This is a genomic window from Streptomyces pyxinae (assembly GCF_024756275.1).
Lineage (GTDB): Bacteria > Actinomycetota > Actinomycetes > Streptomycetales > Streptomycetaceae > Streptomyces > Streptomyces pyxinae.
Genome location: NZ_JANUGQ010000020.1, coordinates 40,463 through 59,343, shown reverse-complemented (window position 1 = coordinate 59,343; position 18,881 = coordinate 40,463). Strand labels below are relative to the sequence as shown.

The 18,881-nt window shown below is 74.3% G+C and carries 14 protein-coding genes; 4 read left to right on the top strand and 10 right to left on the bottom strand.

Features of this window, described 5'->3' with window-relative positions; genetic code table 11:
* Positions 1-78: 78 nt before the first annotated feature.
* From dnaG to NX801_RS21630, 5 genes are all read right to left on the bottom strand, one after another.
* A complete protein-coding gene (gene dnaG / locus NX801_RS21650) occupies positions 79-1,989 on the bottom strand; it encodes a DNA primase (protein WP_258789479.1) in 1,911 nt (636 codons plus the stop codon).
* A 116-nt stretch (positions 1,990-2,105) separates the two neighbouring features.
* On the bottom strand, positions 2,106-3,374 hold the full coding sequence (locus NX801_RS21645; protein WP_258789478.1) for an NAD(P)/FAD-dependent oxidoreductase: 1,269 nt from the start codon (positions 3,372-3,374) through the stop codon (positions 2,106-2,108).
* A gap of 209 nt (positions 3,375-3,583) precedes the next feature.
* Positions 3,584-5,086 (bottom strand): deoxyguanosinetriphosphate triphosphohydrolase, encoded by a 1,503-nt coding sequence (locus NX801_RS21640; protein ID WP_258789477.1) that lies wholly within the window; start codon positions 5,084-5,086, stop codon positions 3,584-3,586.
* A gap of 167 nt (positions 5,087-5,253) precedes the next feature.
* The gene (locus tag NX801_RS21635) at positions 5,254-5,508 is read right to left on the bottom strand and encodes a hypothetical protein (RefSeq protein WP_258789476.1); all 255 of its coding nucleotides are present in this window, start codon (positions 5,506-5,508) and stop codon (positions 5,254-5,256) included.
* Between the two features lie 130 nt (positions 5,509-5,638).
* Entirely contained in the window at positions 5,639-6,331 is a 693-nt protein-coding gene (locus tag NX801_RS21630) for a hypothetical protein (RefSeq protein WP_258789475.1), read from the bottom strand.
* Between the two features lie 292 nt (positions 6,332-6,623).
* Here NX801_RS21630 and NX801_RS21625 point away from each other — a divergent pair, with 292 nt between their 5' ends.
* Complete coding sequence (locus tag NX801_RS21625; protein ID WP_258789474.1) at positions 6,624-7,310, top strand: SanA/YdcF family protein; 687 nt, start codon at positions 6,624-6,626, stop codon at positions 7,308-7,310.
* A gap of 36 nt (positions 7,311-7,346) precedes the next feature.
* Here the strand turns inward: NX801_RS21625 and NX801_RS21620 are convergent, their stop codons facing one another.
* Both NX801_RS21620 and NX801_RS21615 read right to left on the bottom strand, forming a co-directional pair.
* Positions 7,347-7,793, bottom strand: a complete 447-nt coding sequence (locus NX801_RS21620) for a gamma-glutamylcyclotransferase family protein (RefSeq protein WP_258789557.1) — start codon at positions 7,791-7,793, stop codon at positions 7,347-7,349.
* A 225-nt stretch (positions 7,794-8,018) separates the two neighbouring features.
* A complete protein-coding gene (locus NX801_RS21615) occupies positions 8,019-8,636 on the bottom strand; it encodes an NADPH-dependent FMN reductase (RefSeq protein WP_258789473.1) in 618 nt (205 codons plus the stop codon).
* A gap of 252 nt (positions 8,637-8,888) precedes the next feature.
* Between NX801_RS21615 and NX801_RS21610 the strand changes: the two genes are divergently transcribed.
* Both NX801_RS21610 and NX801_RS21605 read left to right on the top strand, forming a co-directional pair.
* On the top strand, positions 8,889-9,689 hold the full coding sequence (locus tag NX801_RS21610; protein WP_258789472.1) for a hypothetical protein: 801 nt from the start codon (positions 8,889-8,891) through the stop codon (positions 9,687-9,689).
* A gap of 114 nt (positions 9,690-9,803) precedes the next feature.
* Positions 9,804-10,433, top strand: a complete 630-nt coding sequence (locus NX801_RS21605; RefSeq protein WP_258789471.1) for a class F sortase — start codon at positions 9,804-9,806, stop codon at positions 10,431-10,433.
* 43 nt (positions 10,434-10,476) lie between these two features.
* Here NX801_RS21605 and NX801_RS21600 read toward each other — a convergent pair whose 3' ends face one another.
* The 3 genes from NX801_RS21600 to dusB form a co-directional block, all read right to left on the bottom strand.
* Positions 10,477-11,514 carry an ArsR/SmtB family transcription factor gene (locus NX801_RS21600; RefSeq protein ID WP_258789470.1) on the bottom strand — a complete coding sequence of 346 codons (1,038 nt, stop codon included), beginning with the start codon at positions 11,512-11,514 and terminating at the stop codon, positions 10,477-10,479.
* A 1,037-nt stretch (positions 11,515-12,551) separates the two neighbouring features.
* On the bottom strand, positions 12,552-15,263 hold the full coding sequence (gene ppdK / locus NX801_RS21595; protein WP_258789469.1) for a pyruvate, phosphate dikinase: 2,712 nt from the start codon (positions 15,261-15,263) through the stop codon (positions 12,552-12,554).
* A gap of 651 nt (positions 15,264-15,914) precedes the next feature.
* Positions 15,915-17,078: a tRNA dihydrouridine synthase DusB gene (gene dusB, locus NX801_RS21590; RefSeq protein ID WP_258789468.1), complete on the bottom strand. Its 1,164-nt coding sequence runs from the start codon at positions 17,076-17,078 to the stop codon at positions 15,915-15,917.
* Positions 17,079-17,246: 168 nt separating this feature from the next.
* On the opposite strand from dusB, the gene NX801_RS21585 reads away from it, so the two are divergent.
* Entirely contained in the window at positions 17,247-18,701 is a 1,455-nt protein-coding gene (locus NX801_RS21585; protein ID WP_258789467.1) for an MFS transporter, read from the top strand.
* Positions 18,702-18,881: the final 180 nt, after the last annotated feature.

Below are 18,881 nucleotides of genomic sequence, written 5' to 3'. Positions count from 1 at the left end.
GTCGGGCACCGCACCCAGTGTGGGGCACGACGAGCGGCGCCCACGAGGGGCGTGCGGCCACTTTTTGAGACCGGCGGACTACAGCGCGTCGGCGCCGTTGTTGCGCAGCGACTGGCCGTACTGCTGAAGCACCCACAGCTCGTTCTGCACCGCCGCCAGCTGCTGCGGGTCGCCGTTCGCGCCGAGCCGGGCCAGCGCCCCCTGCACCTCGCCGATCCGGCGGTCCACCGCGCGCAGCCGGACCTGGACCAGCTGGACACCGGCGTACGCCTCGTCCACCACCCGGGCGTGGATCGCCTCCACCGCCAGCTCGGTGACGAGCGCCCGCACGGTGTCGTCCGGGGCCTCCTCCCGCACTCGCGCCAGATAGTCGGCGCTGCCGTCCACCCCCTGCTCGGCGCCGCCGGCCGAGGCGATGGTCTCGCGCACCGCCGCGTAGGGCGGGGCGGTGAACTCGTCGGCGCCGTACGCGTCGAAGGCCGGCGACACCAGCGCCGGGTACTGGAGCGCCAGCTTCAGCAGCTCGCGCTCGGTGCGGTGGGCGGGGCTGCGCAGATGGAGCGCGGGCCCGGAGGCGCCGGGGGGCCGCGCCGGGGACGGCGGGGCGGCCGGGTGGCGGGGGCCGGGGGCCGGGGCGGCGCCGCGCCCGCCGCGGTCCCGGGCCCAGCGGGCGAGCTGGGCGACCCGCTTGACCACGAACTGGGTGTCCAGGATGCCGAGCATCCCGGCGAGCTCGACCGCCACCTCGTGCTGGGCGCCGATGTTCTTGATCCGGGCCACCACCGGGGCGGCCTCGTCCAGCGCGGCGGCGCGGCCGGCCGGGGTGTCCAGGTCGTAGCGGGAGACGATCTGGCGGAGCGCGAACTCGAAGAGCGGGACGCGGGGTTCGGCCAGCTCGGCCACCGCCTCGTCGCCCTTGGCGAGCCGCAGGTCGCAGGGGTCCATGCCGTCCGGGGCGACGGCGATGTACGTCTCGGCGGCGAACTTCTGGTCGTCCTCGAAGGCCCGCAGCGCGGCCTTCTGCCCGGCCGCGTCCCCGTCGAAGGTGAAGATCACCCGGGCCGAGCCGTTGTCCATCAGCAGCCGGCGGAGGATCTTGATGTGCTCGCCGCCGAAGGCCGTGCCGCAGGTGGCGATGGCGGTGGTCACCCCGGCGAGATGGCAGGCCATCACGTCGGTGTATCCCTCGACCACCACTGCCCGGCTGGACTTGGCGATCTCCTTCTTGGCCAGGTCGATGCCGTAGAGCACCTGGGACTTCCGGTAGACCGGGGTCTCCGGGGTGTTCAGGTACTTCGGCCCGTTGTCGTCCTCGCGGAGCTTGCGGGCGCCGAAGCCGACCACCTCGCCGCCGACGTCCCGGATCGGCCACATCAGCCGGCCCCGGAAGCGGTCGATGGGCTTGCCACCCCGGCTCTCCTGGGAGAGCCCGGAGACGATCAGCTCCTTGTCGGTGAAGCCCTTGCCGCGCAGGAAGCGGGTGAGGTGGTCCCAGCCAGCCGGGCTGTAGCCGACGCCGAAGTGCCGGGCGGCGGCCTCGTCGAAGCCGCGCTCGGCCAGGAACTGCCGGCCGATCTGGGCCTCGGGCCCGTCCAGCTGCTCGGCGTAGAACTGGGCGGCGGCCTTGTGCGCCTCGATCAGCCGGATGCGCTCACCGCGCTGGTGACCGGGGTTGTAGCCGCCCTCCTCGTACCGCAGGGTGATGCCCGCCTTGGCGGCGAGGCGCTCGACCGTCTCGGAGAAGGTGAGGTGGTCGATCTTCATCACGAAGGCGATGGTGTCCCCGCCCTCCTGGCAGCCGAAGCAGTGGAAGAGACCCTTGCTGGGACTGACCTGGAAGGAGGGGGACTTCTCGTCGTGGAAGGGGCAGAGGCCCTTGAGGTTGCCGCCGCCGGCGTTCCGCAGCTGGAGGTATTCGGATACGACGGCGTCGATCGGGACCGCGTCCCGGACCGCCTTCACGTCGTCATCGTTGATCCTGCCAGCCACGGAGGAATTCTACGCACCCGCGGCTGCGCCGAGGCGGGCCGCCGTCACCCGGCCGCCACGTCCTTCGCCCGGTCTCCGCGGCCCGTCGCCCGGCCGCCGTGTCCCCCGTCCGGGGGCTACGCCCGGGGCAGGACGGTGTCGAGCGGGGTGCCGGGGTCGGCGAGGGCCTCGGGGTCCACCGGCTCGCCGGACCGGATCAGCGCCTGCACGGTGTCTGTGACGTCCCACACATTGGCGTTCATCCCGGCGAGCACCCGCCGGTCCTTCAGCCAGAAGGCGATGAACTCCCGCCGGGCCACGTCCCCGCGCAGCACCACCTGGTCGTACGAGCCGGGCGGCGCCCAGCCCGAGTACTCCAGACCCAGGTCGTACTGGTCGGAGAAGAAGTACGGGACCCGGTCGTAGGAGACCTCCCGGCCGAGCATGGCGCGGGCGGCTGCCGGGCCGCCGTTCAGGGCGTTGGCCCAGTGCTCGACCCGCAGCCGGGTGCGGAAGAGCGGGTGGAGGGCGGCGGCCACGTCCCCGGCGGCGTAGACGTCCGGGTCGGAGGTGCGGAGCGAGGCGTCCACCGCGATGCCGCCGCCGTGCTCCCGGTCGACCAGGGCGAGGCCGGCGGACTCCGCCAGCGCGGTGCGCGGGGCGGCGCCGACGGCGGCGAGCACGGCGTGCGCCGGGTGCTCCTCGCCGTCGTCGGTACGGGCGGCCAGCACCATGCCGTCCTGGCCGGTGATCCCGGTGAGCCGGGCGCCGAAGTGGAAGCGGACGCCGTGGCGGGCGTGCAGATCGGTGAAGACCTGGCCCAGCTCGGGGCCGACCACCTGGTGGAGCGGGGTGGGCGCGGGCTCCACGACGGTGACCTCGGCGCCGTACCCCCGCGCGGCGGCGGCGACCTCCAGGCCGATCCAGCCGGCCCCGGCGATCACCAGATGGCCGTTGTCCCGGCCGAGGGCGGCCAGCACGCCCTGGAGGCGGTCGGCGTGGGCGAGCCGGCGCAGATGGTGGACGCCGGCCAGCTCGGTGCCGGGGATCTCCAGCCGGCGCGGCTCGGCACCGGTGGCGAGGAGCAGCTTGTCGTACTGGATGGTGGTGCCATCGCCCAGGGTGACGGTCTTGCGGGACCGGTCCACGGCGGTGACCGGCTGGCCGAGGTGCAGCTCGATGTCGGAGCGCGCGTACCACGCGGGCTCGTGGACGAAGACGCTCTCGCGCTCGGCCTTGCCGGTCAGGTACCCCTTGGAGAGCGGGGGGCGTTCATAGGGGTGGTCGCGTTCGTCACCGATGAGGATCACCCGGCCGCTGAAGCCCTCGGCGCGGAGGGTCTCCGCCGCCCTGGCACCGGCCAGTCCCCCGCCGACGATGACGAAGGTCTGATCTGCGTCGACCACTTGTTGCCTCCTCTGGTTCGCGGGACGGTCCACGCTACGGGTTCCGGGGCGGGCCGTCAGGCGTGCGTGCGGTCGGTGGCGGGGCGCCGGCCGGTGGACATGCGGCCGGCGGCGGACCGCCGGCCGGACGGGCGCTCGTTCCGTGGCGGGCCGCCGGCCCGCCGGGCCGCGCGGTCGGTGATGGGCCGCGCCGGTGATGGGCCGCGCGGTCAGTGGCGGGCCGTCAGGCGGGCGTGCAGGGAGCGCGCCGAGGCGTCGGTGAGCGAGGCGATCTGGTCCACGATCACCCGCTTGCGGGCCCGGTCGTCCGGCGCCGCGTCGAAGAGGGCGCGGAACTGCGGGTCCAGCCCCTCGGGCGCCCGGCGGGTGAGCGCCTCCGCCAGCCCGGCCAGCACCACCCGCTGGTCGGCCCGGAGGACCTCCTGCTCGGCGCGCTGCATCACATACCGGTCGGCCACCGCCTTGAGCACCGCGCACTCGTGGCGGGCCTCGCGCGGGACGACCAGCTCGGCGGCGTACCGGGTGAGGCGGCCGGGCCCGTACGCGCTCCGGGTCGCGGTCTCGGCGGCGGTGCAGAACCGGCCGATCAGCTCGCTGGTGGCGTCCTTCAGCCGGGCCTGGGCGACGGCGGTGCCGTCGTAGCCGTGCGGCCACCACTCCTGGCCGACCAGCCGGTCGAGCGCCTCGGCCAGCTCCGCCGGGTCGGTGTCGGCGGGGACGTACCGGCCGACGGCGACGTCCCAGATGGCGGTGCGCTCGGTGTCGGAGAGCAGCATGTTGGGGTCGATGTGCCCGGCGTGCAGCCCGTCCTCGAAGTCGTGGACCGAGTACGCCACGTCGTCGGACCAGTCCATCACCTGGGCCTCGAAGCACTTCCGCAGGCCGGGCGCGCCGGACCTGACCCACTCGAAGACCGGCAGGTCGTCCTCGTAGACGCCGAACTTCGGGGACGCCGGGTCGGTGGGGTGACCGCCGCGCGGCCAGGGGTACTTGGTGGCGGCGTCCAGGGCGGCGCGGCTGAGGTTGAGCCCGACGCTGACCGGCTCCCCGGTGCCGGACCGGTCGGTGAACCGCTTGGGCTCGATCCGGGTGAGCAGCCGCAGCGACTGGGCGTTGCCCTCGAAGCCGCCGCAGTCGGCCGCGAACTCGTTGAGCGCCTGTTCGCCGTTGTGGCCGAACGGCGGGTGGCCCAGGTCGTGGGCGAGGCAGGCCGCCTCCACCAGGTCCGGGTCGCAGCCGAGCGCGGCGCCGAGCTCCCGGCCGACCTGGGCGCACTCCAGGGAGTGGGTGAGCCGGGTGCGGGGGCTGGCGTCCCAGACCGAGCTGCGCGAACCGGGCGTGACCACCTGGGTCTTGCCGGCGAGCCGGCGCAGCGCGGCCGAGTGCAGCACCCGGGCCCGGTCGCGCTGGAAGGCGGTACGGCCCGGGCGCTTGTCGGGCTCGACGACATAGCGCTCGGTGGCGGCGGCGTCATAGGCGGCGGGGTCGTGCGACAGGGCGGCGTGCGCCGGGCCGCCGGACTCGGCGGGCTCGGTGACTTCGGTGGATCCGGTGGATTCGTGCGCCGGCCGGACGGGCCCGGGGGACTCGTACGTCCCCCCGCCGGCGGGGGCCGCTCCGGGGGCCGTCCGCCGGTGGGTGGTCGCGGGGGTGGTCGTGCCGGGGGGCCGGTGGGCCGGGGGCCGGGGGGTGCCGTGCTGCTCGCCGTTCATGGTCACCACTATCCGCCACCGGACCGACAGCGGGTGCGCGGAGTGGGGCGGAGCAGGGCGGAGTGGGGATGGAGCAGGGGGGAGCAGGGCGGAACGATGGATTCCGGACGGGCCCCGTCCCCCTGCCCGGGCGGTGTGGGGCCCGCCGGGGCAGGGGGACGGGGGGTTCAGCGGGCCGGGGAGCGCGCGGCGGCGGGGCGATGGCGCCGGGCGCCCCGGGGGGCGGGCCGGTGGATCCGGTCCAGCTGGAGGCCGAGCTGCGCGGTGATCCCGGCGAGCAGTTCGGCGGTGCTGGGGAAGGCGTCGTACGCCTCGGGGGCTCCGGCGGCGTACCTCTCCGTGCCCTCGCCGTCGTACGCCCCCGGGGCCCCGGCCGCCGACGGGGACGGCGGCCGGTCGCGGGGCGGTACCGGTGCGGTCATGGGCCCAGCGTGCCGGACGGAGGTTGCGCGGCTGTTGCGCCGGGGTGACGTACGGTCACCCGCTGTCCGGAACGGGAGTGGGTGAGCTTCAGGCCCGGGACGGGGCGCGGAGTTCCGGGACGAGGACGGCTCAGGGGGCGGCCCAGATCCGGAGGGGGCCGACCGCCGTGAAGCCGTGGTGGAGGGCGTCCGCCAGGTCCTCGCCGTGCTCGTACCCGACCACCGGCAGCTCCGGCCGGCGGTCCGCGAGGGCGGCCAGGCAGCCGGTCCGGGAACCGGCGGGTCCGAAGAGATTGGAGACGCCCAGCACCCCGGCCGCCTCGCTCACCACGGCCCCCGCCATCACCCCGCCGCCGTCCGGGTCATGGCCGGCCAGCACCGTGGTCGCCGGGTCGGCCAGCAGGGCGGGGCGGAAGAGACCGGCCGGGGCGCCGCCGTTCCAGGCACGTTCCCAGGCGGCCAGCTCCCCGGGCGTACGGACCTCCCGCCAGCGGGCCCCGACCGGACCGGGCTGCGGCGGCCCGGCGGGGCGGTGGAGCCAGCTCGCCGTGAAGAGCGGCCGGAAGCCGTACGGCGTCAGGTCCAGCGTCCCGAAGGAGTCCTTCACCGAACAGCCGGGCGCGCTCCGGTCGACCCCCGCCAGCACCTCGTCGGCCGTGGCGTCCGGGTCGAGGGTGACGGCGTCCGGATAGTAGGGCGGGGTGCGGACCGGATGGGTCCAGACCCGGGCGCCGAAGGTGCCGCCGGGCAGCCCGTGCGAGCGGCAGAGGGCGTCGCACCACTCCGCGTTGTTGCGGACGGCGGCCCGCGCTTCCCCGCGCACCGGTTCCGTACCTGCCACTTCCGTACGCGCCACTTCCGTCCGTACCGCTGCCGTGAGTACCTGAGTCGCCCGTGCCTGGTGCGGCCGTGTCCGATCCACCCGGCGGACGGTACGGCCGGGACCCGCGCACCGCATCCGTTTTACGCGCTCCGCTCCCGTGCTCGCCTTGACGCTCCCCTCGCTCGCCCTGGCGCGTTTCCCGGGCCGGGTGAACCGGCCGGGCCGTTCCGGCGTCGGACAGGACGGAGCCCCGGGCACGGAGCGGGGCGAACGGGTGGGACGACGGAGGTTCATGATGCGACGCCGGCAGCGGACCGGGAGCCGGCGACGGCAGAGACGGCTGGTGCGGGGGGCGGTGCTCGGCTGCGTACTGGCACTGGCGCCGGCGACCTGGACGCACGCGGTGGCCGGCGACCGGCTCCGGAGCGGCACGGACGTGCCCGTGTCGGACGTGGCGGTGGTCTTCGGCGCCGGGCTGTGGAAGGGGCGGCCGACGCCCTATCTGGCGCACCGGCTGGACGCGGCGGCCGGGCTCTACCGGGCGGGCCGGGTGCGGGTGGTGCTGGTCACCGGCGACAACAGCCGGACCGAGTACGACGAGCCGGAGGCCATGCGGACGTACCTCACCGAGCACGGGGTGCCGGACGACCGGATCGTCCTGGATCACGCGGGTTTCGACACCTGGGACTCCTGCGCCCGGGCCAAGCGGATCTTCGGCGTGGACCGGGCGGTGCTGGTCACCCAGGGCTTCCACATCCACCGGGCGGTGGCGCTCTGCCGGGCGGCCGGGGTGGACGCGTACGGGGTCGGGGTGGAGGAGCCGCACGACTCGGTCTGGTACTACGGCACCACCCGCGAGCTGGCCGCGTCCGGCAAGGCGGCGCTGGACGCGGTGTTCCGGCCCGATCCGCGCTTCCTCGGCCGCCGGGAGCCGGGGGTGACCGAGGCGCTGGCCGCGGCGGGGACACCGGCGGGCTGAGCCGGTGGCCGCGGCTCGTGAGGACGGCGACCCGTGTCACGGCAGCGGCGGCTCGGGAGCGCCCGGCCGGTTCAGCCAGTCGCCGCCCGCGATGGCGGCACCCAGCCGGACCGCCGGGGCGGCCAGGTACACCCAGGCCCGGACGGCCGACCCGTCCCGCGCCCGGCGCACCTCCCGGGCCCGCCGCTCGTACAGATTGAGCGGGTGCCCCGGGGCGGTGAACCGCTCCAGCCGGTCGAGTACGGAGAGGAGGGCGCCGTACTCGCCGGGCGCGGCCCACACCAGCTCGCCCCGCACCTCGCCCGCGCCCCCGGCCAGAAAGGGGTAGCCGGGGCCCTCGTGGAGCACGGCCCCCGGCAGCCGGGCCGGCTCCTCCCCCGCCGTCCGGCCGCGCAGAAACCGGTCGTGGTTGTCCTGCCCGGGGCGGAGCGTGCCGTACACGAAGAACGGCAGCTCCCCGGCCCCGGAGGCCGGGACGGGCAGCCCCGGGACGGACGGATCCGGGGCGGACGGATCCGGGGCGGACGGATCCGGGGCGGACGGATCCGGAACGGGGGGCGGCTCCGGGGCGGGGGTGGTCACGGCTGCTCCTCCTGATCGCTGCGCTGCCCACCGTGCGGCTCCGCGTACCGCGTGGTCTCGCGTACCGCGCGGCCCGGTGAGGCCCGGTGAGGCCCGGTGAGGCCCACGGCAGGCCGCCGCCCTCGCTCAGCCGGTGTAGGGGCGGGCGGCCCTGGCCTCGCGCAGGGCCCGGGCCCACCAGGCGAGCTGGTCGAGCATGGCCTTGGCGGCGGCGTCGGGCGCGGCGGGGTCCCGGTGGCGGCCGGTCTCGTCGAAGTGGCCGTGGGCGTTGTGGAAGCTGACGGTGTCCCGGACGGTCGTGGCGTGCAGCTCGGCGAAGACCTGGCGCAGATGTTCCACGGCGCGCAGGCCGCCGGAGATGCCGCCGTACGAGACGAAGCCCACGGGCTTGGCCTGCCACTCGGTGAAGTGCCAGTCGATGAGGTTCTTGAGGGACGCGGGATAGGAGTGGTTGTACTCCGGGGTGAGGACGACGAAGGCGTCGGCCCCGGCCAGTACCGGGCTGACGCGGGCGAGTTCGGCGGTGACGGCGGGCGACGGCCGGCCGGTCAGCGCGGTGGGCAGGTCGAGCTCGGCCACGTCGACCACCTCGACGGCGAAGTCGGGGTGGAGGGCGGTGTGGGCGAGGAGCCAGTCCCTGATCACGGGGCCGAACCGGCCCGCCCGGTTGCTGCCGAGGACGACGACGAGCTTGAGCGGGAGCCGGGTGGCGGCGGGGTTCCCCGCCGGTGTGGTGAGTTCCATGCGAGAAGCCTCGTACCTCGACAATGGTTGAGGTCAAGCCCTGCTCCGGAGAGCGGCCCGCTCCCCTCTCACTCGTTCGGCTCCGGGCCGGTCGCCGGGTTCGCCGTACCGCGCTGACCTGCGGTGACAGGCCCGGGTTCCGATGGGCCGCCGGGGCCGGGCGGCCGGGCTCGGGGTGCGGGGCGGCGGACGGGGCCCTTACCTGGGACAGCAGAACCAGGATTCCGACGGAAGCGCCCGCCCGGAGGCCCCATGCGCACCCCGACCCGCCTGCTGACCGGTACCGCCCTGACGGCCGCCGCCCTGGCCGCCCTCGCCGCACCGGCCGCGGGCGCCGAAGGCGCGGCCGGCCCGGACACCCGGTCGGCCGCCACCGGCCGGCTCCCGGGGGCGGCCGGCGCCACGACGGCCTGCGGCCCGGCCGGGCCGGCGGCGGCCGAACGGACCGCGGCGGGACGGCGGCTGAGCACCGTGGCCTGCCGGGAGGCGCTCGGCGAGAAGCCCGGGGCGGTGTCCCGGGCCGTACCCGGTGCCGCCGGGGACGACAGCGGGACGAGTGCCGGTTCGGAGCTCGGCGCGGATGCCGACCCGGGGCCCGGGGCGGATGCCGGGGTGGAGCCGTACGGGCCGGAGGGCGGCGGGGAGGACCCGTACGGGCCGGAGGAGTCGGCGGGGGCGGACCGGCTGGGCGGACCGGACGGTTCCACCGGCCCGGTCGGCCCCGGCACGGACGGCCCGGTCGGCCCCGCGAAGGAAGGCCACGAGACCGGGACCGGGGCCGGCCACGAGACCGGGACGGGCCCGGCGGGCGGGCACTCCACCGGCCCCGGGGGCGGGCACGAGCCGGAGACCGGCGCCGACACCGGTGGCGGCTCCGACGCCGGGCGGCCGGCGGGCGGGCGGCTGCCCTCCGGGTACGTCGGCACCGGTGCGGGCGGCAGTCTGGCGCCCGACACCACCCAGATCGCGGCGGGATTCGCGGTGCTGGCCGCGTCCGCCGCCGGCGGGGTACGGCTCCTGCGCCGCCGGGCGAGCGGCGCGCAGGGCAGCTGAGACGGGGTCCGTCCCCGTCCCGCCGAACGCTCCCCGCCCGTGCCGCGTGTGTCCCGAGACCGCGGCGCGGGTGGGGAGCACCAATTCCCCGGATCGTGAAAGGCGTGGGCAGCGGTGACCGACCCCGAGCTGAGGCGCCGGGCCTGGAGCCTGGCGGCGGCCGCCTGCGTCGGTGTCTGGCTGGTCCAGCAGGGCGTCCGGGCCCCGGAGCCCCCGGCCCCGGCGGCGGCCCAGGCACTGACCGCCCGGCCGGCCCCGCCCGCCGGAACCGCCGTGGCACCGCTGCCCCCGTCGGCCCCGGTACGGATCCGGGTGCCGGACATCGGCGTGGACGCCCCGGTGGTCGGGCTGGGCCTCAACCGGGACGGCAGCCTCGGCGTACCGCCCGCCGGGCACGCGGACGCGGCCGGCTGGTTCACGGACGGCACCCCGCCGGGGGCCCGGGGCACCGCCATCATGGCCGGCCATGTGGACAGCGCCGAGGGCCCGGCCGTCTTCTACCGGCTGGGCGCCCTGACCAAGGGCCGGCGCGTGGAGGTGACCCGCCGGGACGGCCGGACCGCCGTCTTCACCGTGCACGCGGTCGAGGTGTACCAGGGCCGCCCCTTCCCCGACCGCCAGGTCTACGGCCCCGCCCCGCGCCCCGAACTCCGCCTCATCACCTGCGGCGGCGGCTACGACCCGGCCCACGGCTACCGCGGCAACGTCGTCGCCTACGCCCACCTCACCGCCACCCGCGCCTGATCCGGGCCACCGAGGCCCCTCCCGCGTCCGGCCGTGTCCGGGCTCAGAATTCGACCGACCCCCGGCGGGCGTGGCGGCGGCGGGTGGGGCGGGGGCGGGTGCCGCCGTGCAGCAGGGCGGCGCCGAGCGGGGTCAGGGTGTGCAGCACCGAGCTGCCCTGGCGCAGGGTGACCACCAGGCCGGCGTCCCGCAGTACGCCCGCGTGCTGGCTGGCGGAGGCGAGCGACACCCCGGCCCGGCGGGCCAGTTCACTGGTCGTACCGCCCTGGCCTATGGCCTCCAGGACGGCGGAGCGGGTGTGGCCGACCAGCCGGCCCAGCGAGGAGGCGCCGCCCGGGCCGCCGGGCTCACCGGCCGCCGGGGCCTCCGCGTGGGTCACCGGGTAGACGAGGACCGGCGGCAGCTCCGGGTCCCGCAGCACCACCGGGGTGCAGCGGCAGAAGTACGAGGGCTGGAGCAGCAACCCGCGCCCGTCGAGGCGGAGTTCGCGGTCGACCGGGTAGTCCGCCTCCAGCACCGGCGCGCGCCACCGCAGCATCGGCGGCAGCGAGGCCAGCAGTTCGTCGGCGCCGCCGTCCAGCAGGGCCCGGCCCCGGACCGCGCGGTCCGCCTCCACCCGCCCCTGTATGTGGCTCCAGTGCGGCTCGACCGCCGCCCGGTGATAGGCGCGCAGCGCCCCGAGGAGCCGGCCGAACGGCTCCGGGCGCCCCTCCGGCAGATCCCGGGCCCAGCCGGGCAGCGGGGCGGCGCCGGGGCGCGAGGCGGCCAGCAGGGCGAGTTCGCCGTGGATACGGGCCGGCGGAGTCTCCCGGATCGCCTCAAGACCTGCCTCCAGACCGTGCAGCCCCCGAGCCGGGGTCAGGAAGTCCGGAAAATAACCGCGCGCCGGGACCAGCGCCCCGAGCAGCCGCGTTTCACCGTTCAGCCGGCTCCGCGTTTCGGCACGCCATTCCCCGAAGAGGGGGGCGCCGCGCCGGTCCCGCAACCGGTGAAAGCTGAGAATCGTTTCCCACAACGCATCCGGCCGGGCGGCCATCCGGACCCCGGCGAGATCCGCTCCGGTGAAATGAATCCTGAGCACTGAACCCCCACTGTTGCATCCGCAATCACCCCCCACGGACGAGTATGCATGCCATCACAGCACGTCACCACGGCATTTCAGCCACAGTTGAAACGCATCGCGGCAACCGGGGGCGAACCGAAAAGCTGTACGCCGTCGGGCAGGAAACCTTCGGGACCGAGGTGACGTGTCAGAAGACCGTGGGGGGCTTCGCACGTCCGGCGGCGGAACCGAAAGGTTGCGGCTCTCTTGTCCGGCAGGGGTAATGGGGCGCGGTCGGCGGGTGGGGATCCGGTGGCCGCGCTCCGCCCGTTCCGGGTCCGCGTGTGACGGCCGTCACGTACCGTCCGATCGGTATGCCGGAGGGAATTCCCCCGGGGCTCGTCCGGCGGCAAGGTGACCTTAAAGGTCCGCTCTTCAACAGCCGGGAATTCAACCGGCCGCCACCCAACAGGAACTCACATTTGCCCTCGCAGTCGCGCGCCGCAAGGGGACGAAGGTCCCGTTGGTCCGGACCGAACGCCCCGGGAGGTCCCGGGGATCCCCCTTCTGGTCCGGACCACCGCCGGGCCACCGCCGGACCCGCACCGGCCCCTCGCCGGACTCTTGCCGGATGTCGGCCGCGGCCGGGTGGGCGCGGGTGTGCGGGTACGGCCACGGACAGGTACCCGTTCCCGGCCGCCGGACCCCGCGCCACCGGGCGCGTACGGTCCGGGTTCGCGCGGTGAGGGGCGCGTACGGTCACGGGCTCCAGCGCCGCCGGGCGCGTACGGTCACGGGCCTCCGCGCCGCGAGGGCCCCGCACACGGGCCGGCGCGTACAGCCTCGGAGGGCCCCCGCACACGGCCGGGCGCGTACGTCCCCGGGACGGCCGCGTACGAGCGCGTGCGGGCACGCGGCGGGCACGCGGCGGGGCGGGGCACCTCCGCACAAGGTGCCCCGCCCCGTCTTGCGTCCCGGAGCCGCCGTCCGCCGGTGAGGGTCGGTGTGTGGCCGGCGGCGGCTCCGGTGGTCGGCGCCCGGGCCGGCGACCGGCCCGGGCGACCGCACCGAGGGTGTCAGCGGCTGTCGCTGCCGCTCGACTGCGCCGCCGCGCGGCCCGCCTCCAGGCGCGCCACCGGGATCCGGAACGGCGAGCAGGAGACGTAGTCCAGGCCCACCTCGTGGAAGAAGTGCACCGACTCCGGGTCGCCGCCGTGCTCGCCGCAGACGCCCAGCTTCAGATCGGGCCGGGTGGCGCGGCCGGCCTCCACGGCGTTCCGGACCAGCGAGCCGACGCCGTCCTTGTCGATGGTCTCGAAGGGCGAGACCCCGAAGATGCCCTTCTCCAGGTACGCGGTGAAGAAGCTGGCCTCCACGTCGTCCCGGGAGAAGCCCCAGACGGTCTGGGTCAGGTCGTTGGTGCCGAACGAGAAGAACTGGGCGGCCTCCGCGATCTGACCGGCGGTCAGCGCGGCCCGGGGCAGCTCGATCATGGTGCCGAGCGCCAGCTTCAGCTCGACGCCGGTCTGCCGCCGCACCTCCGCGATGACCTGCTCGGCCTCCTCGCGGACGATCTCCAGCTCCTGGACCGTGCCGACCAGCGGGATCATGATCTCGGCGCGCGGGTCGCCCTTGGCCTCGATGCGGTGGGCGGCGGCCTCCGCGATGGCCCGCACCTGCATGGTGAACAGACCGGGGATGACCAGGCCGAGACGGACACCGCGCAGGCCCAGCATCGGGTTCTGCTCGTGCAGCCGGTGCACGGCCTGGAGCAGGCGGAGGTCGTTCTCGTTGTGGTCCTTGCGGGCCTCCGCGAGCGCCACCCGCACCGACAGCTCGGTGATGTCGGGCAGGAACTCGTGGAGCGGCGGGTCGAGCAGCCGTACGGTGACGGGCAGCCCGTCCATCGCCTCGAAGAGCTCGATGAAGTCGGCCCGCTGGAGCGGCAGCAGCTCCTCCAGCGCCTCGGCGCGCTCCTCCTCGTGGTCGGCGAGGATCAGCTTCTCGACCATGGAGCGGCGCTCGCCGAGGAACATGTGCTCGGTGCGGCAGAGCCCGATGCCCTGGGCGCCGAACCGGCGGGCGCGCAGCGCGTCCTCGGCGTTGTCGGCGTTGGCCCGCACCCGCAGCCGGCGGCGGCGGTCGGCGTAGGCCATGATCCGGTGCACGGCGGCGACCAGTTCGTCGGCGTCGTCGGCGCCGGCGTGCATCCGGCCCTCGAAGTACTCGACCACTGGGGAGGGCACGACCGGCACCTCGCCCAGGTACACCTTGCCGGAGGAGCCGTCGATGGAGACGACGTCGCCCTCCTCGACCACCTGGCCGCCCGGCAGGGTCATCCGGCGGCGCTTGGTGTCGACCTCCAGCTCCTCGGCGCCGCAGACACAGGTCTTGCCCATGCCCCGGGCCACCACGGCGGCGTGCGAGGTCTTGCCGCCGCGCGAGGTGAGGATGCCCTCGGCGGCGATCATGCCGTCCAGGTCGTCGGGGTTGGTCTCACGGCGGATCAGGATGACCTTCTCGCCGGAGCGGGACCACTTGACGGCGGTGTACGAGTCGAAGACGGCCTTGCCGACGGCGGCACCCGGCGAGGCGGCGATGCCCCGGCCGATCTGCTCCACCGCCGCCTTCTCGTCGAAGCGGGGGAACATCAGCTGGGCGAGCTGGGCGCCGTTGACCCGCTGGAGCGCCTCGGCCTCGTCGATCAGGCCCTGGTCCACCAGCTGGGTGGCGATCCGGAAGGCGGCACCCGCGGTGCGCTTGCCGACCCGGGTCTGGAGCATCCAGAGCTTGCCGCGCTCGATGGTGAACTCGATGTCGCAGAGATCCTTGTAGTGGTTCTCCAGCGTCTCCATGATCTGCATCAGCTGGTCGTACGACTTCTTGTCGATCGACTCCAGCTCGGCCAGCGCCACGGTGTTGCGGATACCGGCGACGACGTCCTCGCCCTGGGCGTTCTGGAGGTAGTCGCCGTAGACGCCCTGGTGGCCGGAGGCGGGGTCGCGGGTGAAGGCGACACCGGTGCCGGAGTCGGGGCCCAGGTTGCCGAAGACCATGGAGCAGACGTTGACGGCGGTGCCGAGGTCGTGCGGGATGCGCTCCTGGCGGCGGTAGAGCTTGGCGCGGTCGCCGTTCCAGGAGTCGAAGACGGCCTTGATCGCCAGGTCCATCTGCTCGCGCGGGTCCTGCGGGAAGTCGCGGCCGGCCTCGGTCTTGACGATCTTCTTGAAGTGCTTGACCAGCTTCTTGAGGTCGCCGGCCTCCAGGTCGGTGTCGACCGTGACCTTCTTGGCCTCCTTGGCCTCCTCCAGCGCCTCCTCGAAGAGGTCGCCGTCGACGCCGAGCACGGTCTTGCCGAACATCTGGATGAGGCGGCGGTACGAGTCCCAGGCGAACCGCTCGTCGCCCGCCTGCTGGGCGAGACCGGTCACCGAGGCGTCGGAGAGCCCGATGTTGAGGACGGTGTCCATCATGCCGGGCATGGAGAACTTGGCGCCGGAGCGTACGGAGACGAGCAGCGGGTCGTCGGCCTGGCCGAGCTTCTTGCCCATCCGGCCCTCCAGGGCCTCCAGGTGGGCGCTCACCTCGTCGCGCAGGGCGGTCGGCTCGTGGCCGCTGTCCAGGTAGACCTTGCACGCCTCGGTGGTGATCGTGAAGCCGGGGGGGACGGGGAGACCCAGGTTGGTCATCTCCGCGAGGTTGGCACCCTTGCCACCGAGCAGGTCCTTGAGGTCCTTGTTGCCCTCGGTGAAGTCGTACACGAACTTCTGATCTTTGTTTTCCGACACGGGTCTCGACTCCTGGAGGACTCGGTGGCTGCCCTGACGGCGAGGAACATACCCAGATCGAAGGTGTCTGGGTACGTCTACTTACCCGTCATTCGGCCGTAACCACTCGTCCGCCAGTGGATCGCAGGTGACCTCAGAATCAGTGGCTCCGGATCAGCCCGTTCATCCTCCGAATGGGGCTTGACCGAATGGTGAGGGTAGTCGCTCAAATGAGCGGACTGTTGAGCACTTGAGTTCAAGAAGTGAACGAACAAAGGGTGGCACCCAGTGCCACCCTTTGAGAGTTACAGCCATCCGAGAGGTGTCATGAAGTCGCTCATCTGAGCGCAACCCCGATCAGGGGTGGCGAGAATCACGCTACCCGACGGCTGATTTCCCGGCATCTCCCGGCGTCCGGACCGGCATCAGACCGGCATCGGGACCAGCGGGGGCGCCGGTCCTGACGACCGGTCGGAGTGCCGGTGCCGGGCCGGTCGAAGCAGCGTGCTCCGACCGGCCGGAGCGCTGGGCCCGAACCAGTCGCCACCGCCCCGGCGGCCCGGCCGTGTCCGGAGCCGCCCGAAGACGCCCGGACGGCCCCAGAACGACCCCGGAGACGCCCGGACGGCGCCAGAACGCCCCCCGGACGCGTTCGGACGGGCCCCGCCGTCCTCAGCCCCCCGAGGTGTCCAGCTCGGCGTCGGCGCCGATCCCGGCGCAGTCGTACGGGTCCCGCAGCCAGCCGTCCGGAAGGACCACCCGGTTGTTGCCCGAGGTCCGGCCGCGCGGCCCGTCGGCGCCGTCCGGCCACGGCTGGTCCAGGTCCAGTTCGTCCAGCCCTCCGCGCAGCTCGGCCAGCGAGGAGGTGACGGCCAGCCGCTTGCGCATCTCCGAGCCGACCGCGAAGCCCTTCAGGTACCAGGCGACATGCTTCCGGAAGTCCACGACACCGCGTGCCTCGTCGCCCAGCCACTCCCCCAGCAGCGTGGCATGCCGGACCATCGTTGCCGCCACTTCACGAAGGCCGGGTGCCGCCGGACCACCGGTGCCCTCGAAGGCGGCCACCAGGTCGCCGAAGAGCCAGGGCCGGCCCAGGCAGCCGCGCCCGACCACGACCCCGTCGCAGCCGGTCTCGCGCATCATCCGCAGCGCGTCCCCGGCCGACCAGATGTCCCCGTTGCCCAGCACCGGGATCTCCGGGACGTGCTCCTTGAGCCGGGCGATGGCGTCCCAGTCGGCCGTACCGCCGTAGTGCTGGGCAGCCGTCCGGCCGTGCAGGGCGATCGCCGTGACGCCCTCCTCCACCGCGATCCGGCCGGCGTCCAGGAAGGTGAGGTGGTCGTCGTCGATGCCCTTGCGCATCTTCATGGTGACCGGCAGGTCCCCGGCGTTGGTCACCGCCTCGTGCAGGATCGCCCGCAGCAGCGGCCGCTTGTAGGGCAGCGCCGAGCCGCCGCCCTTGCGGGTCACCTTGGGGACCGGGCAGCCGAAGTTCAGGTCGATGTGGTCGGCCAGGTCCTCGTCCACGATCATGCGGACGGCCTTGCCGACGGTGACCGGGTCCACCCCGTACAGCTGGATCGAGCGCGGGGTCTCGGTCGCGTCGAAGTGGATCAGCTGCATGGTCTTCTCATTGCGTTCGACCAGCGCCCGGGTGGTGATCATCTCGCTGACGAACAGCCCCTTGCCGCCGCTGAACTCGCGGCAGAGCGTACGGAACGGGGCATTGGTGATACCGGCCATCGGGGCGAGCACCACCGGCGGGGTCACGGTGTGCGGTCCGATCGTCAGCGGCGCCGGGGGCGCGACGGGGGCGGGAGGGGTGAACGCGGTCATGCGCCCCATTGTCCCGTACCCGGCGCGGGGGCCCGAGCGGCCGGTTCCGTACCCGCCGCCGGGCCCCGCGCGGCCGGTTCCGGGGGCTCCCGTGGGCCCCGGAGTCCTGTGGACCCGGGGCAGGTAGTTAGTTAGGCGTACTTTGGATCGGGGCGTAGCGTGGGAGACATGCCCGATCTCTCACCGCGCCGGCGGCTGCTCGTCCTGGCGATCTGCTGTATGAGCCTGCTGATCGTCAGCCTGGACAACACCGTGCTCAATGTCGCCCTGCCCTCGATGCGCCGGGAGTTCGGCGCCTCGGTCTCCGGGATGCAGTGGACCATCGACGGCTACACGGTGGTGCTCGCCTCGCTGCTGATGCTGGCCGGCTCCACCGCCGACCGGATCGGCCGCCGCCGGGTCTTCATGGCCGGTCTGGTGCTCTTCACCGTCGGCTCGGTGCTCTGTTCGCTGGCGCCCAGCCTGGAGGCGCTGGTCGGCTTCCGGATGGTGCAGGCGGTCGGCGGCTCGATGCTCAACCCGGTCGCCATGTCGATCATCACCAACACCTTCACCGACCCGCGCGAGCGTGCCCGGGCCATCGGCGCCTGGGGCGGGGTGGTCGGCATCTCGATGGCGGCCGGTCCGCTGGTCGGCGGGGTGCTGACCGAGACGGTCGGCTGGCGCTCCATCTTCTGGATCAATCTGCCGGTGGGCCTCGCCGCGCTGCTGCTCACCTGGGCGTACGTCCCCGAGTCCCGGGCCCCGCGCGCCCGGCGCTTCGACCCGGTGGGCCAGCTCCTGGTGATGGCGCTGCTGGGCTGTCTGACGTACACGATCATCGAGCTGCCGGACGCCGGCTGGACCTCGCCGGTGACCCTGGGCTTCGGTACGGCGGCGGTGCTGGCGCTCGCCGGACTGCTCGGCTATGAGCCGCGCCGCCGGGAACCCCTCATCGACCTGCGGTTCTTCCGCAGCGCCCCCTTCAGCGGGGCGGTGGTGGTGGCGATCTGCGCCTTCGCCGCGCTCTCCGGCTTCCTGTTCGTCAACACCCTCTACCTCCAGGACGTCCGGGGCTTCTCCGCCCTGCACGCGGGGCTCTACATGCTGCCCATGGCGGCGCTCACCCTGGTCTGCGCGCCGCTCTCCGGGCGGCTGGTGGGCGCCCGGGGACCCCGGCTGCCGCTGCTGCTCGCGGGGGTGACGATGACCGCGAGCGGGGTGCTGTTCGCGGCGCTGGCGGCGGAGACCGCCACCCCGCTGCTCTTCACCGGGTATGTGCTCTTCGGTTTCGGCTTCGGCATGGTCAACGCGCCGATCACCAACACCGCCGTCTCGGGCATGCCCCGCTCCCAGGCGGGCGTGGCGGCGGCGGTGGCTTCCACCAGCCGGCAGATCGGCCAGACGCTGGGCGTGGCGGTGGTCGGCGCGGTGCTGGCGGCCGGGGTCTCGCCCGCCGCGCACACCGAGGGGTTCGCGGCGGCGAGCCGGGCGGCCTGGTGGGTGATCACCGGCTGCGGGCTCTGTGTGCTGCTGGTCTCCGCGCTGACCAGCGGCGCCTGGGCGCGCGGCACCGCCGAACGGACGGCCCGGCGGCTGTCCGCCCTCGACGAGGACCGGCCGGCCGCACCGGTGGGCGGCTGACCCCTTTCCGAGCCTGCCGCATGACCCCTTCCGAGCCTGCCGCATCGCGATTCCACCGGTCTTACGTACTGTCCGCCGGTCTTGCGTACTGTCCGCCGGTCTTATGTACTGTCCGCCGGTCTTACGTGCCGTCCGCCGCCCTCGATACCGCGCTCCGTGACGTTGCCGGGGATCGTTCAG

Coding starts and splice junctions, on each gene's coding strand:
- NX801_RS21625 (WP_258789474.1), top strand. CDS start 6,624: ATGATGCGACGCCGGCAGCGGACCGGGAGCCGGCGACGGCAGAGACGG.
- dusB (WP_258789468.1), bottom strand. CDS start 17,078: ATGACCGCGTTCACCCCTCCCGCCCCCGTCGCGCCCCCGGCGCCGCTG.
- NX801_RS21635 (WP_258789476.1), bottom strand. CDS start 5,508: ATGACCGCACCGGTACCGCCCCGCGACCGGCCGCCGTCCCCGTCGGCG.
- NX801_RS21640 (WP_258789477.1), bottom strand. CDS start 5,086: ATGAACGGCGAGCAGCACGGCACCCCCCGGCCCCCGGCCCACCGGCCC.
- NX801_RS21615 (WP_258789473.1), bottom strand. CDS start 8,636: ATGGAACTCACCACACCGGCGGGGAACCCCGCCGCCACCCGGCTCCCG.
- NX801_RS21585 (WP_258789467.1), top strand. CDS start 17,247: ATGCCCGATCTCTCACCGCGCCGGCGGCTGCTCGTCCTGGCGATCTGC.
- NX801_RS21610 (WP_258789472.1), top strand. CDS start 8,889: ATGCGCACCCCGACCCGCCTGCTGACCGGTACCGCCCTGACGGCCGCC.